This window comes from Streptomyces sp. NPDC056503 (assembly GCF_042794995.1).
In the GTDB taxonomy this organism is placed as follows: domain Bacteria; phylum Actinomycetota; class Actinomycetes; order Streptomycetales; family Streptomycetaceae; genus Streptomyces.
Genome location: NZ_JBHTST010000075.1, coordinates 24,028 through 38,084 on the forward strand (window position 1 = coordinate 24,028; position 14,057 = coordinate 38,084).

General features: G+C 73.8%; 11 protein-coding genes. 5 read left to right on the forward strand and 6 right to left on the reverse strand.

The window, feature by feature from the left end:
• The first annotated feature begins 160 nt into the window (after positions 1-160).
• Complete coding sequence (locus ACFQ8C_RS22210; RefSeq protein WP_383460201.1) at positions 161-715, forward strand: hypothetical protein; 555 nt, start codon at positions 161-163, stop codon at positions 713-715.
• Positions 716-957: 242 nt separating this feature from the next.
• Here ACFQ8C_RS22210 and ACFQ8C_RS22215 read toward each other — a convergent pair whose 3' ends face one another.
• Entirely contained in the window at positions 958-1,173 is a 216-nt protein-coding gene (locus ACFQ8C_RS22215) for an EF-hand domain-containing protein (protein ID WP_383460203.1), read from the reverse strand.
• 74 nt (positions 1,174-1,247) lie between these two features.
• On the opposite strand from ACFQ8C_RS22215, the gene ACFQ8C_RS22220 reads away from it, so the two are divergent.
• Positions 1,248-1,886 (forward strand): GNAT family N-acetyltransferase, encoded by a 639-nt coding sequence (locus tag ACFQ8C_RS22220; RefSeq protein WP_383460206.1) that lies wholly within the window; start codon positions 1,248-1,250, stop codon positions 1,884-1,886.
• Positions 1,887-2,204: 318 nt separating this feature from the next.
• On the opposite strand, the gene ACFQ8C_RS22225 is transcribed toward ACFQ8C_RS22220, so the two are convergent.
• The 4 genes from ACFQ8C_RS22225 to ACFQ8C_RS22240 form a co-directional block, all read right to left on the reverse strand.
• Positions 2,205-2,705 carry an ATP-binding protein gene (locus tag ACFQ8C_RS22225; protein ID WP_383460208.1) on the reverse strand — a complete coding sequence of 167 codons (501 nt, stop codon included), beginning with the start codon at positions 2,703-2,705 and terminating at the stop codon, positions 2,205-2,207.
• Positions 2,706-2,820: 115 nt separating this feature from the next.
• Complete coding sequence (locus ACFQ8C_RS22230) at positions 2,821-3,588, reverse strand: enoyl-CoA hydratase/isomerase family protein (RefSeq protein ID WP_383460211.1); 768 nt, start codon at positions 3,586-3,588, stop codon at positions 2,821-2,823.
• Positions 3,589-3,672: 84 nt separating this feature from the next.
• Positions 3,673-4,917, reverse strand: a complete 1,245-nt coding sequence (locus ACFQ8C_RS22235; protein WP_383460214.1) for an Ig-like domain-containing protein — start codon at positions 4,915-4,917, stop codon at positions 3,673-3,675.
• A gap of 195 nt (positions 4,918-5,112) precedes the next feature.
• On the reverse strand, positions 5,113-6,330 hold the full coding sequence (locus tag ACFQ8C_RS22240) for an Ig-like domain-containing protein (protein WP_383460216.1): 1,218 nt from the start codon (positions 6,328-6,330) through the stop codon (positions 5,113-5,115).
• Positions 6,331-6,517: 187 nt separating this feature from the next.
• Here ACFQ8C_RS22240 and glgX point away from each other — a divergent pair, with 187 nt between their 5' ends.
• On the forward strand, positions 6,518-8,722 hold the full coding sequence (gene glgX, locus ACFQ8C_RS22245; RefSeq protein ID WP_383460219.1) for a glycogen debranching protein GlgX: 2,205 nt from the start codon (positions 6,518-6,520) through the stop codon (positions 8,720-8,722).
• A gap of 19 nt (positions 8,723-8,741) precedes the next feature.
• Here glgX and ACFQ8C_RS22250 read toward each other — a convergent pair whose 3' ends face one another.
• Positions 8,742-9,980, reverse strand: a complete 1,239-nt coding sequence (locus ACFQ8C_RS22250; RefSeq protein ID WP_383460221.1) for a hypothetical protein — start codon at positions 9,978-9,980, stop codon at positions 8,742-8,744.
• Positions 9,981-10,174: 194 nt separating this feature from the next.
• Between ACFQ8C_RS22250 and ACFQ8C_RS22255 the strand changes: the two genes are divergently transcribed.
• Both ACFQ8C_RS22255 and ACFQ8C_RS22260 read left to right on the forward strand, forming a co-directional pair.
• Positions 10,175-11,992, forward strand: coding sequence for an ABC transporter ATP-binding protein (locus ACFQ8C_RS22255; RefSeq protein ID WP_383460224.1), 1,818 nt, complete (start codon positions 10,175-10,177; stop codon positions 11,990-11,992).
• A complete protein-coding gene (locus ACFQ8C_RS22260) occupies positions 11,989-13,842 on the forward strand; it encodes an ABC transporter ATP-binding protein (protein ID WP_383460227.1) in 1,854 nt (617 codons plus the stop codon). Before ACFQ8C_RS22255 ends, ACFQ8C_RS22260 begins: the two co-directional genes overlap by 4 nt.
• Positions 13,843-14,057 lie beyond the last annotated feature (215 nt).

Sequence of the window (14,057 nt, forward strand, 5' to 3'; positions counted from 1 at the left end):
GCGATGCGGTGCGGGATGGTGCCGTGCGGTTCGTGCAGGCTGCGCAGCCGGGACGAAACGTATCGGCGGCCCCCCTCCCGGGCAATAGGTCTAGGCCAATCCCCGGACGGATGTCCGAATTCCCCGGTCGCGGCCGGATTCCATCGCTAGGGTCCCGATCATGACCATGACTGTGGATGCCGAATGCCTCGCCCTGACCCGCACCCTGCGCCGCCGGGGAGTCGTCGTGCTCTCCGTCTTCGGGCTGGTGTGGGCGCTCGCGGGCGGCTCGGGGCTGCCCGCGCCGGGACTCCCGGTCGCGGGGGCGCTGGGGGTCCTGCTGACGGCCGGGGCACTGGCCGCCGGCTTCCGGGGGACGGCCCGTGAGGTGACCCGTCCGGTGCGGCTGCCGGAGCGGTGGAACCGCGGGGTCGGGGTGGTGAACGCGGTCGAGGTGGCCGCGATCGTCGGCGTGATCGCGGCCTCGAACGCGGCCGGGCGCCAGGAGTGGATTCCGGTCGGGATCTGCCTCGTCGTCGGCCTGCACTTCTTCCCGCTGGCCCGCCTCTACGACCAGCGCCAGTACGGGTGGCTGGCGGCGGCCCTGACCGGGCTGGGGGCGCTCGGGGCGGCCCTGGTGGCCGCCGGGCTCACGGCGGAGGCGGTACGGGCCTCCGTGGGGCTCCCCGCGGCCCTGGCGCTGTGGGGAACCGCCCTGCTGGTGGCGCGCGACTGAGCCCCGGAGGAGGAGCCGGAGCGGGGCGGTGGAGCCGGTCGCGGGCATCCGCGGCTCGCCGGCGCCGAGAAGGCGGCGGCAAGGGCGCCGAGGACGGCGGCCGCGAGGGCCGCGGCGCCTCGACGGCTCGGGTGCCGAGGGGTCCGGGGGGCGTCACCGGTCGCTCGTCACCGGGCCCGGGACGGGCGGCGACTCAGGGTGAACGCCGCCCGGACCCGGCCCCGGGGCCGGTCAGGCCCGGGTCACGCCTTGCTGAGGTGGGACCAGAACTCGTCCCACGACAGGCGGCCGTCGCCGTTGTCGTCGCGCTGCTTGATGAGGGCCTCGGCCACCGTCTCGGTGACGTTGAAGTCGCCCAGCTGGGCCATGACGCTCTTGTACTCCGTGGCGGTGATGAAGCCGTCCCCGTCCACGTCGTACCGGTTGAATGCCGTCCGTGCCGACTCGATGTCCGCCACTGCTTCCGCCCCTTCTCGGTGCTGTTCTGACGGGGGTCAGATTAGCTGGCCGAGCGGTGTCCGATGATGGCGGTATGAGCAGTGACGTGACACGGATCCTGGAGGCGGCGGCGCGCGGGGGGTTCCCCGCGACGGACGGCCGGACGACGGTGGTCCCGCAGCCGGACGAGCGCGACGCCGGGGTGCTGGCCTTCACGGCCCACTCGGTGGTCTTCGCGGACGTCGATCCCGAGTGGGTGAGGGCCGAGCTGGCCGCGACCGGGAGCGATCCGCTCGCCGCGAGCATGAACCCGGGCTTCCTCGTGCGGCTGATGGCCCGGACCGGCCGGCGGATGAACACCATCGACCTGCTGACGGTCGCCGACGCCCTGCCGGGCCCGCCGCCGGTGACGCTGCGGGAGATCGAGGACCCGGAGCACCCCCGGGTGGCCCGGGCGCTGAAGTACCGGGACGACGTACGGGTGTGGGCGGCGGACGGCGGGGTGCTGATCCTGGGGCGCGGTGTCGCCGGGCGCATGGAGGCGGCGATCGAGGTCGACGAGGCGGTGCGCCACCGGGGGCTGGGCCGGGCGCTGGCGACGGCGGCGCGGCACCTGACGCCGGACTCCGTGGTGTGGGCGCAGCAGTCGCCGGGCAACGCGCGCAGCGTGCGGACCTTCCAGGCGGCGGGGTACCGGCCGGTGGCCTCGGAGGCGCTCCTCACCGCGCGCTAGACCGCAGCCGGGCGTCCACTATGTGGATGATCGAGGGAAACAATCGATGAACCGCATAGCCATTCACAGTTTTCAAGGTGAGTGCCACAGATCACCAACGATTCACATTTAAAACGTTCAGGTATGTCCGGATTGATAACGATGTGGGTGCTTGGCGGTGTGGCCGCCGTCTGTCATAGTCGATGACACGACCCCCATTGACCCGGGCCAGGTCGTTCAAGCGGCCGTGGATACACCCCCCCGTCCACGGCGCATCACACGGAAGCCCCCAGCAGCCCCACCACGGCGCACGGGGGCTTCCGTGCGTCCGCGGCCCGGTCAGCGGTCGGTGACCCGCATCTCGAACCAGGTCGTCTTGCCGCGCGGCCCGAGGTCCGCGCCCCACCGGTCGGAGAGCTTGTCGACGAGGAAGAGGCCCCGGCCGCTGACGTCGAGCTCGGCCACCGGCATCAGGCAGGGCAGGCCGCGCGAGGGGTCGCGCACCTCGATCCGGATCCGGCCGGGGCGCCGCTGGGCGCGCAGCACGAAGACCCGGGCACCGGTGTGCCGGACCGCGTTCCCGACGAGTTCGGAGACGAGCAGGACGGCGTGCTCGGCGAGGTTCGGACCCAGCCCCCACTGCCGGAGCACCACGTACTGGGTCATCCGGCGGGCGATCCTGGCCGACTCCGGGAGCGACGGCAACCGGACGTCGACCTCCGCCGGGTTGCCGTACCGGTCCATCGCCGCGAGGGCCTCTTCGTCCTCCAGGGTCGGTGTCCACCGGGCGGCGGGCACGCCGCCCTGCCGTGGTTGTTCCCTGCTCTCCAGGCCCGCCATGCCCCCCATCATGGCCGCAGGAGACGGCCCGCGGGGGCCGTTCCGGCGGAATGGCCCCCGCGGGGCGGCGCGTCGCCGTGACGGACCGTCGGATGACGGTCCGCGCGGCGTGCGGTCAGGCGAACTTCGCCTTGCCCGGGCCCTCTTCGACGAAGCTGCGCATGCCGGTCTCGCGGTCCGCGGTGGCGAACAGCGCGGAGAACCAGGTGCGTTCGAGGGCGAGGCCGGTGTCGATGTCGGCCTCCAGGCCCTGGTCGATCGCCTCCTTGGCGGCGCGCAGCGCGACCGCCGGGCCCTGGGCGAGCTTCGCGGCCCAGGCGTGCGCCTGCTCGTACACCTCGGCGGCCGGGACGACCCGGTCGACCAGGCCGAGCGCGAGGGCCTCCTCGGCCTTCACCATCCGGCCGGTGAAGATGAGGTCCTTGGCGCGGGAGGGGCCGACCAGACGGGAGAGCCGCTGGGTGCCGCCGGCGCCGGGGATCAGACCGAGCAGGATCTCGGGCTGGCCGAGCTTGGCGTTCTCGGCGGCGATCCGGTAGTCGGCGCAGAGCGCGAGCTCGCAGCCGCCGCCGAGGGCGTAGCCGGTGATCGCGGCGACGACCGGCTTGGGGATGCGCGCGACGGCGGTGAAGGAGTCCTGGAGGGCGCGCGACCGCTCGACCATGGCCACGTGGTCCATGGCCTGCATCTCCTTGATGTCCGCGCCGGCCGCGAAGACCTTCTCGCCGCCGTAGAGGACCACGGCCCGCACGTCGTCGCGGTCGGTGGCCTCCTGGGCCAGCTCGCGCAGCCGGTCCTGGGTGGCGATGTCCAGGGCGTTCATCGGCGGGCGGTCGAGGCGGATCGTGCCGACGCCGTCGGCGACTTCGAGGTTCACAGTCATGGGAAGAGGTTAGTGGCCGTTAACGGGGACGGGCCCGGTGCTGTTGCTCACAGCACCGGGCCCGTGTCCGTCTCGCCGGGGGACCTACGCGGTCCACTCCGACCAGGACATGTTCCAGCCGTTCAGGCCGTTCTCCGGCTTGATCTGCTTGTCCTTGGAGTTCTTCACGATCACCACGTCACCGATGATCGAGCGGTCGAAGAACCAGGCGGCCGGGGTGGAGCTGTCGCCCGCGCCCCGGGCGTCCGAGAGGCCGACGCAGCCGTGGCTGACGTTCTGGGAGCCGAAGGTGGACTTCGGGGCCCAGTAGTTGCCGTGCACGAAGGTGCCGGAGGTGGACAAGCGCATGGCGTGCGGCACGTCCTTGATGTCGTACTCGCCGCCGAAGCCGACGGTGGCCCCGTTCATGCGGGTCACCTTGTACTTCTCGCTGATGACCATCTGGCCGTTGTAGGTGGTCGTGGACGGGGCGCCCGCGGTGATCGGCAGGGTCTTGATGATCTGCCCGTCGCGCTCGACCTTCATCGTCTTGGCGCTCGCGTCGACCGTGGAGACCTGGCGGCGGCCGATGGTGAAGGAGTACGTCTTCTTCTGCTTGCCGTAGACGCCCGGGCGGCCCTCGACGCCGTCCAGGTTCAGCTCGACGGTGACCTTCGTCCCCGCCTTCCAGTACTCCTCGGGGCGGAAGTCGAGGCGGTCGTTGCCGAACCAGTGGCCCTCGATCTCGACGGCCGGCTCGGCCGTCACCTTGATGGCCTTCTCCACGGCCTCCGGGTCGGTGATGCCCCGGGTGAAGTTGATGGAGACCGGCATGCCGACGCCGACGGTCGTCCCGGCCTCCGGCGTGTAGTGGCCGATGAAGGTGTTCTTCGGGGTCAGCGTGGTGAAGGTGGTGTCCTTCGCGGACTCGCGGCCCTCGGCGTCCTTCGCGATCGCGTGGACCTTGTACTGGGTCCCGGCCGACAGGTGGGCCAGCGGCTCCCAGCTGGCGCCGTCCGCCGAGATCTTGCCCTCGACCGCGGCGCCCTTGGAGTCGGCGACGGTCACGGTGGTCAGCTTGCCCTGCTCGGCGGTGACCTTGAGGATCCCGCTGGTGGCGACCGAGTCGGCGCCGTCCTTCGGCAGGACCGTCACGACCGCCTGGGAGGCGGCGTTGTCGGGGGCCGTGGTCCCCTGGCCGGTGCCCTTGGCCCCCGCCCCGTCGGCGGTCTTGGACGGGTCCTCGCCGCCGCAGGCGGTCAGGACCAGCAGCAGTGCCCCCGTGGCCAGGGCTCCGAGGCGAACGCCCCGCCGCCGCGCCGACGTCCCCGATATCGGCTGCCCGTTCACTATGGTCTTCTCCCCTCGCACGACCCGGCCGCCGGCCGGGCCCCACCCCCTGTACGCAGGTCCCGCGCACGGCGCTAGATAATCACACCGGACGACACGAAAGTTCCACGTGAATGTCACCGTTCAGTCCCAGTTGGGACGGGGCCGGAGGCGAGCGGGGAGCGCCTCGCGTCCGGCCCCCGGACCGCAGAGCGGTCAGCGGAGCGCGGACCCCTTCTTCCAGTCCTCCCAGTCCGTGTTCCAGCCGCTCAGGCCGTTGTCCGGGGCGACCTTCCGGTCCTTGGAGTTGACCACCTCGACGACGTCCCCGACCAGGCTCCGGTCGAAGAACCAGCCCGCCGGGGTCTCGGCGCCGCCCCCCTTCACGTCCCGCAGCCCCACACAGCCGTGGCTGACGTTGGCCGAGCCGAAGGTGGACTCGTCGGCCCAGTAGTTGCCGTGGATGAAGGTCCCCGACTCGGTGAGCCGCATGGCGTGCGGCACGTCCTTGATGTCGTACTCGCCGCCGAAGCCGACCGTGGCCCCGTTCATCCGGGTCACGTCGTACAACTCGGTCACCACCATCTTCCCGTTGTACGTGGTGGTCTTCGGCGCGCCCGCGGTGATCGGCAGGGTGGCGAGCAGCCGCCCGTCCCGCCGCACCTCCATGGTGTGGGCCGCCGCGTCGACCAGGGAGACCTGGGAGCGGCCGACGGTGAAGCCGACCGTCTTGCGCTGGATGCCGTAGACGCCCGGGGCGCCCTCGACGTCCCGCAGGGCGAGCTCGACCGTCACCTCGGTGCCGGGCGCCCAGTACTCCGCCGGGCGGAAGTCGAGCCGCTCCTTGCCGAACCAGTGGCCCACGACCTCCACCGGCGGGTCGGCGGTGACCCGGATGGCCCGCTCCACCTCGGCCCGGTTCTCGATCGGGCGGTTGAAGCCGAAGGAGACGATCATGCCGGCGCCGACCGTGGAGCGGTTCTCCGGCGTGAAGTAGCCGATGAAACGACTCTCCGGCACCACCGTGGTGAAGGTGGTGTGCCGGGCCGAGCGGCGCCCGTGGGCGTCGAGCGCCACCGCGTCCACGCTGTACTTCGCGGCGAGCGCGAGCCGGGTGCCGTCGGCCGGCCGCCAGCGCAGCCCGTCGGCCCCGATCGCGCCGGGCACGACCGCGCGGCGGCCGTCCGCCACCTGGGTCACGCTCACCCGTTCGAGCCGGCCGCTGTCCACCCGCACCTCCAGGGGACCGTCCGCGGGGACCGCCCGGCTGCCGTCCTCCGGGCTGACCCGGATCACGTCGCCGGGGGCCCGCGCCTTGCCCGGGAGGTCCAGGCCGAGGCCCCCTCCCCCGTCCGATCCGGTGCAGCCGGCGAGGCCCACGAGGAGCCCCGCCACCGCGAGGAGTTGCCCGGCCCGTTCCCATACACGTGTCACGCGTGGCCCAACGACGACCCCCCTCCAGGGGAAACGTGCGCGCGGGCCATGTTGGGGGGACGGCCGCGCGGGCAGAACAGGAAGGACGACCGGGAGTACACGAAGGTGCGGGAGGACGCGCGGGGCCGGGGCCGGGACGCCCCGCCCCGTCACGCGGGCCCCGCCGGAGCCGCGGGAGGCCAGGGCGGTGTCGAGCACAGCCGAACAGCAGGCGGTACCGGAGCGTGCCCCGGAACGGCCCGCGCCCCCGGTGTGGCCGGGGACGCCCACCCCGCTCGGGGCCCGGTGCCGGACCGGCCCGGACGGGACCCGGGGCACCAACTTCGCGCTCTGGGCGGGCGGCGCGGAGGCGGTGGAGCTCTGCCTCTTCGCACCGGACGGCACCGAGACCCGGCTGCCGCTGACCGAGCTGACCCACGAGATCTGGCACGGCTTCGTGCCGGGCGTCGGCCCCGGACAGCGGTACGGCTACCGGGTGCACGGGCGCTGGGACCCGTGGACCGGCGCCCGCTGGAACCCCGCGAAGCTGCTCCTCGACCCGTACGCGCGGGCCGTCGACGGCGACTTCGCGGCGCTCCCCCCGGAGGCGTACGGACACGTCCGGGACTGGCCGCAGCAGCACGTCGCCGACACCGTCCGCGACGAACGGGACTCCGCGCCGTACGTCCCCAAGGGGGTCGTCGTCCGGGACGACGACGACTGGTCCGACGACCGCAGGCCCAAGACGCCCTGGCAGGACTCGGTCATCTACGAGCTGCACGTCAAGGGCTTCACCGCCCGGCACCCCGGCATCCCGGAACACCTGCGGGGCACCTACGCCGGACTCGCGCACCCGGCCGCCGTCGACCACCTCGTACGCCTCGGGGTGACGGCGGTCGAGCTGCTGCCGGTCCACCAGTTCGCCCACGAGGACCACCTGCTGCGCCGCGGCCTCGCCAACTACTGGGGCTACAACTCGATCGGCTACTTCGCCCCGCACGCCGGCTACTCCTCGTCCGGCACCACCGGGCAGCAGGTCGGCGAGTTCAAGCGGATGGTGCGGGCGCTGCACGCGGCCGGCATCGAGGTCATCCTCGACGTCGTCTACAACCACACGGCGGAGGCGGGCGAACTCGGCCCCACCCTCTCCCTGAAGGGCATCGACAACCGCGGCTACTACCGGCTCCAGTCCGACGCCCGCCGGTACGCCGACTACACCGGCTGCGGCAACACCCTCCACGTCGTCCAGCCCCAGGTGCTCCGGCTCATCACCGACAGCCTGCGCTACTGGGTCACCGAGATGGGCGTCGACGGCTTCCGCTTCGACCTGGCGGCGGCGCTCGCCCGGTCGATGCACGACGTCGACATGCTCTCCCCGTTCCTGGCCGTCATCGCCCAGGACCCGGTACTGCGCCGGGTCAAGCTCATCGCCGAACCCTGGGACGTCGGCAACGGCGGCTACCAGGTCGGCGCCTTCCCGCCGCTGTGGACCGAGTGGAACGACCGCTACCGGGACGCCGTCCGGGACTTCTGGCGCGGCGCCCTGCCCGACGTCCGGGACCTCGGCTACCGGCTCTCCGGCTCCAGCGACCTCTACGCCTGGGGCGGCCGCCGCCCCTACGCCTCCGTCAACTTCGTCACCGCCCACGACGGCTTCACCCTCCGCGACCTCGTCACGTACGAGCGCAAGCACAACGAGGCCAACGGCGAGGGCAACCGAGACGGCACCCACGACAACCGCTCCTGGAACTGCGGCGCCGAGGGCGAGACCGGCGACCCGGAGATCGGCACCCTCCGACTCCGCCAGCTCCGCAACCTGCTCACCACGCTGCTGCTCTCCACCGGGGTGCCGATGCTCGTCGCCGGCGACGAGATGGGCCGCACCCAGGGCGGCAACAACAACGCGTACTGCCAGGACAACGAGACGAGCTGGCTGGACTGGTCGCTCCCGGACGACCCCGGCCGCGCCCAGCTCCTCGCCCTGACACGGCGGCTGCTCGCGCTGCGCCACCGCCACCCGGTGCTGCGCCGCCGCGCCTTCTTCTCCGGCCGGCCGCAGGGCGCGGACGGGCTGCGGGACCTCGCGTGGTTCGGCCCCGACGGCACCGAGATGACCGAGCGCGACTGGTACGCGCCCTCGGCCACGCTCGCCCTCTACCTGTCGGGCCGCGACATACCGGGCCGCGACGAGCGGGGCGAGCAGGTCCTCGACGACAGCTTCCTCGCCGTCCTCCACGCGGGCCCCCGCCCCCTGGACTTCCGCCTCCCCGGACCGCCCTGGGCCCAGACGTACGAACGCGTCCTCGACACCGCCCTGGACGACCAGACCGCGCCCCCCGGCACGCTCCACCCGGGCGGGGCGGTGCTCACGGTGGGGGCACGCTCGGTGGTGCTGCTGCGGGTGACGGGATGAGGGCCGCCGCCCGCGGGGGTCAGCGGAGGCTGACGTAGCAGGTGAAGTCGCCGCGGACGTGGGCGTCGGGGCCGGTGAACACGAAGGTGAGCTCCTCGTCGCCGGAGACCCGGAACGTGCCCTCGGGCCCGGCCCCGGCCGTCCACGCGGCCGGGGCCGCGCGGAAGTCGCCGCGGCACCGCTCGGCGGCCAGCCGGTCGCCCAGCCCCTCGGGGTTCGCGTTCCGGACGGTCTCGTCGATCCGCTGCTGCCCGAAGACCCGCAGGTCGGCACCGCCGCCGCAGGGGACGACACGGACGAGCCCGATGTGGCCGAGGCCGGTGTCGGTGGACGCGCAGGCACCCGGCTCGACCTCGTCGATCGCCGTGAGCACCCTCCTCGCCTCCTCGGACCGTTCGGTCGCGGGGACGAGGGCGGTGACCGGGCGGCCGTGCCCGGCGAGGGCCAGCTCGACGCGGAGGCCGGTCAGTCCGCGCAGCGACCCCTCGCCGTGCAGGTGGGTGAGCAGCTTCCCGAAGTCCGCCTCGGCCCGGACCAGCCGGCCCTCCCGGTCGAGGTCGACGACGACCACCTGCCCGGGGCCCCGCGCGTCCACGTACCGGGCGACGGCCGGCGGCAGCGTGACGTGGGTCGCGTACCCGTCGACCTGCGTCCGGTAGCGGCGCCCGCCGCCCGGCAGCGCCTCGTCCTCGACGGCGAAGGAGACCTTCAGCACCTCGGCGAGGGTGCGCCCCCACGGGGCGGCGTCGCCCGTGTAGTCCAGGAGGGCGCCGGCGGCGTCGGCGAACTCCTTGGGGTCGGAGGCGGCGTACCGCAGCCAGGTCCCGCTCTTCGGGCGGTACGCGACCTGGTTCCCCTCGGTGGCGTACGCGTGCCGGTCGGTCCGGCCGGGCCGGAGGCCCAGGTCGTCCGCGACGGCGGCCGGGAAGCCGGCGGGCACCCGGAGGACCCGCTCCGCGCGGGCGGCGTCCTTCCGCCAGTCGAGGACCCCGCTGGTCCGTTCCACGGCGCTTCCGCCGGCCGTCGTGTAGGTGACGGTCGTGGTGAAGCGGGCCGCCCCGCTGTCCGCGAGCGCGACCCCCGCCGCCGCGGGCTGCTTCTCCGGAGGCACCTCGAAGACGGACGGCCGGGACGGGGAAGCGGTCGCGGTCGCGCCCCCGGAGCCGCCCGCCTTCTCGGCGCCGTTCTCGCAGCCGGTGACGGCGAGCAGCAGCGGCAGCGCGACGACGGCCGCGCGGAATCCCTGCCGGATCCTCATATGTGTCCCCACCCCTGGTACGTGCACTGGGCAGGGATCCTACGGACGGTGCGGGGCGCCGGTGCGGGAGGGCTCCGCCCGGCCGCGGGACGGGGGCGGTGGCCGGGCGGGGCGCGCTCCGGGGCGCCGTCCCGGGAGGCGGCGTCCGAAAATCGGGTGAGACGTGTCAGTGGTGGCTCGTAGGGTCGGACACGATGCCCGAGAAACCTGTCACCCCCGAGAACCACCCCGTCGACCGTTCGGCCGTCCGGGTGCTCATGCGGCTCTGGCCGTACGTCCGGCCGGTGCGCGGGCGGTTCTTCACCGCCGCCGTCGTCGCGATCGTCGCCTCCTGTCTGTCGCTCGTCATCCCGCTGGTCCTGAAGTGGCTGGTGGACGGGCCGGTCGCGGACCGGGACCCCGGCGGGGTGTGGCTGGGGGCGCTGTACCTGCTGCTGCTCGGCTTCGCGGAGGCCGTCCTCTTCGGGCTGCGGCGGTGGCTGGTGGCCCGGCCGCTGTCCTCGGTGGAGGCGCGGATGCGGGAGGACCTGTACGGCCGGCTCCAGCGGCTGCCGGTCGCCTTCCACGACCGGTGGGCGTCCGGGCAGCTGCTCTCGCGCGGCACCACCGACCTGATGATCATCCGGATGTTCCTGGCCTTCCCGCTGACCTTCCTGCTGGTCAACGGGGTGACGATCGTGGCGGGCTGCGCTCTGCTGCTCGCCCAGGACCTGTCGCTCGGTCTCGTCCTGCTGACGCCGGTGGTCCCGGTGGTGGTGCTCTGCTCGTACTTCGAGCGGCGGTACGGGGTGGTGGCCCGGCGGGCGCAGGACCAGGTGGGCGATCTGACGACGGTGGTGGAGGAGAGCGTCCTCGGCATCCGGATCGTCAAGGGCTTCGGCCGGCACCGCAGCCAGGCGGAGGCCTTCCGCCGGCTCGCGGAGCTGCTGCGCTCCACGGAGCTGTCCAAGGCGCGGCTGCTCGCCATGATCTGGGCGCTGATCACGGTCCTGCCGGAACTGGCGATCGGCGCGGCGCTGGTGCTCGGCACCGTGCGGGTCGCGGACGGCGATCTGTCGGCGGGGACCCTGGTGGCCTTCCTGTCGACGGCGCTGGCGCTGCGCTGGCCGGTGGACTCGATCGGCTTCCTGCTGGCGATGAGCCAGGAGGCGGTGACGGCGACGCAGCGGTACTTCGAGGCGATGGACGCGGAGGAGGAGCGGGACGCGGTCGCTCCGGCGGCGGTGGAGGGGACCGCCCCCGGGCTGCGTTTCGAGGGGGTGTCGTTCCGCTTCCCCGACGCGCCCGACGGCGCTCCGCCCGTGCTGGACTCCGTCGATCTGCACGTCCGGCCGGGCGAGACGCTGGCGCTCGTCGGGGCGACCGGTTCCGGCAAGACGACGCTGACGGCACTGGTGCCCCGGCTGCACGAGGCGAGCGGCGGGCGGATCCTGCTCGACGGCGAGGACATCGCCCTGATGGAGCGGGAGCGGCTGCGGACGCTGGTGTCGGTGGCCTTCGAGGAGCCCACCCTCTTCTCGGCGAGCGTCGGGGAGAACGTGCTGATGGGCGCGGACGCGGCGGCCGGGACGGCGGAGCTCGACCGGGCGCTGGGGATCGCGCAGGCGGACGGTTTCGTCGGGCGGCTGCCCGAGGGGGCCGGGACACGGGTCGGCGAGCAGGGGCTGAGCCTCTCGGGCGGGCAGCGGCAGCGGCTGGCGCTGGCGCGGGCGGTGGTCGGCCGGCCGCGCTTCCTGGTCCTCGACGATCCGCTGTCGGCGCTCGACGTGCACACCGAGGCGCGGGTGGAGGCGGCCCTGCGGGAGGTGCTGAGGGAGACGACGGCGCTGGTCGTGGCGCACCGTCCGTCGACGGTGATGCTGGCCGACCGGGTGGCGCTGCTGTCGGGCGGCCGGATCGCGGCGGTCGGCACCCATCAGGAACTGCTGCGGAGCAGCACCGAGTACGCCTGGCTGATGTCGGGCGGGTCCACGGGCGAGGGGTCCGCGGAGACGGGAGACACGGACCGATGACGGAGACCACGCTCGCGCGGCCGGAGGAGGAAGAGCGGAAGGACGGGTCCGGGCCCGGCGATCCGTTCGACCGGGACGACCTGCCGGCACCGCCGGGGGCGACCGGGGCGCTGCTGCGCTCGCTGCTGGCCGGGCACCGGTTCCGGGTCACGGCGGCGGCGCTGGTGCTGCTGGTGAAGGAGGCCGCGGTCCAGGCGGGCCCGCTGCTGGTGGCGTACGCGATCGACCGGGGCGTGCCCGCCTTCCGGGCCGGGGACCACGGGCCGCTGCTGGCGGTGGCGGTGGGCTATCTGCTGTGCGCGGTCGGCGCCGGGGCGCTCCAGTACGGCTTCGTGCGGGGCGCGGCGCGGATCAACCAGGACGTGCTGCTCGACCTGCGGGGGCGGATCTTCCGGCACGCGCAGGTGCTGAGCGTGGACTTCCACGAGCGGTACACCTCGGGTCGGCTGATCTCCCGGTCGACGACGGACGTGGAGTCGCTGCGGGAGCTGCTGTCGGAGGGGCTCCAGGAGCTGATCGGGGTGGTGCTGTCGTTCGTGTCGATCTCGCTGGTGCTGCTCTGGCTGGACCTGGGGATCGGGGCGCTGGCGGTGGCCTCCTTCGGGCCGCTGTACCTGCTGGTGCGGATGTACCGGCGGCGGGCGGGCGCGGTGTACGCGGAGCGGTCGACGGCGATCGCCGGGGTGATCGTGAAGTTCGCGGAGACGATGAACGGGATCCGCCCGGTGCGGGCCTTCCGCCGGGAGCGGGTGAACGACGCGGAGTTCGCGGGGCTGAACCACCGGCACGAGCGGAGCAACGGGGACGCGCTCCTGGAGATGGCCCGCTACGTGGTGGGCTCGCGTCTGGTGGCGAACACGGCGGTGGCCGGAATGTGCCTGTGGGGCGCCTACCGGGTCGCGGACGGTTCGCTGGAGCTGGGCGTGCTGGCGGCCGCGGTGCTGTACGTGCGGCGGTTGTACGACCCGATCGACCGGCTCGGGATGTTCCTCAACTCGTACGAGTCGGCGGCCGCTTCGCTCGCCAAGATCGCGGGCCTGCTGGCCCAGGAGCCGGGCGTGCCGGAGGCGACGGCTCCGCGGGAGCTGCCGGAGCGGGCCGGGACGGCGCCGGGCCGGGAGGTCGTCTTCGACGGGGTCCGGTTCGCCTACCGGACGGGCGGTGAGGTGCTGCCCCGCTTCGACCTGCGGATCCCGGCCGGGCAGACGGTGGCGGTGGTCGGCGCGACCGGTGCGGGCAAGTCGACGCTGGCGAAGCTGCTGGCCCGCTTCTACGACCCGACGGACGGCCGGGTGCTGCTCGACGGCGTGGACCTGCGGGAGCTGGCGACGCCCGAACTGCGGCGCGGGGTGGTGATGGTGACGCAGGAGGCCTTCCTGTTCTCCGGGACGGTCGCGGAGAACATCGCGATCGGGCGCCCGGACGCCACCCGGGAGGAGATCGAGCGGGCGGCGAAGGCGATCGGCGCGCACGAGTTCATCGCCGGGCTGCCGGACGGCTACGACACCGACGTACGGAAGCGGGGTGGCCGGATCTCGGCCGGTCAGCGCCAGTTGGTGGCCTTCGCGCGGGCGCTGCTCGCGGACCCGGCGGTGCTCATCCTGGACGAGGCGACCAGCTCGCTGGACGTGCCGGGCGAGCGGGCGGTGCAGCACGCGATGGACACGGTCCTCGCGGGCCGTACGGCGGTGGTCATCGCCCACCGGCTGTCCACGGTCGAGGTCGCGGACCGGGTCCTGGTGATGGAGGCGGGCCGGATCGTCGAGGACGGCGCCCCGGCGGAGCTGGTCGGCGGCGAGGGCCGGTACGCGGGTCTCCACCGGGCCTGGCGCGACTCCCTGACGGGCTGACGGGCCGGCGGGCCGGCGGACCGACGGGCCGGCGGACCGACGCCCGGGGTCCCGGCCCCGGGCGTCGGCCGGTGGCGGCGAAGAGGCCGACGAGGACCGGGGACGGGGCGCCCGGCGTCACGAGGGTGCCGCAGCGCCGGGAGAACCGGGTGCCGCGCCGGGGGGGCGGGGCCGGGCCGGGGGCGCCGGGGGCCGCCCTGCACGGGCGGGGGGCG

Excerpts from the sequence above, each read along its gene's own strand:
- ACFQ8C_RS22210 (WP_383460201.1), top strand. The coding sequence starts at position 161 with ATGACCATGACTGTGGATGCCGAATGCCTCGCCCTGACCCGCACCCTG.
- ACFQ8C_RS22220 (WP_383460206.1), top strand. The coding sequence starts at position 1,248 with ATGAGCAGTGACGTGACACGGATCCTGGAGGCGGCGGCGCGCGGGGGG.
- ACFQ8C_RS22225 (WP_383460208.1), bottom strand. The coding sequence starts at position 2,705 with ATGGCGGGCCTGGAGAGCAGGGAACAACCACGGCAGGGCGGCGTGCCC.
- ACFQ8C_RS22230 (WP_383460211.1), bottom strand. The coding sequence starts at position 3,588 with ATGACTGTGAACCTCGAAGTCGCCGACGGCGTCGGCACGATCCGCCTC.
- ACFQ8C_RS22250 (WP_383460221.1), bottom strand. The coding sequence starts at position 9,980 with ATGAGGATCCGGCAGGGATTCCGCGCGGCCGTCGTCGCGCTGCCGCTG.
- ACFQ8C_RS22255 (WP_383460224.1), top strand. The coding sequence starts at position 10,175 with ATGCCCGAGAAACCTGTCACCCCCGAGAACCACCCCGTCGACCGTTCG.
- ACFQ8C_RS22260 (WP_383460227.1), top strand. The coding sequence starts at position 11,989 with ATGACGGAGACCACGCTCGCGCGGCCGGAGGAGGAAGAGCGGAAGGAC.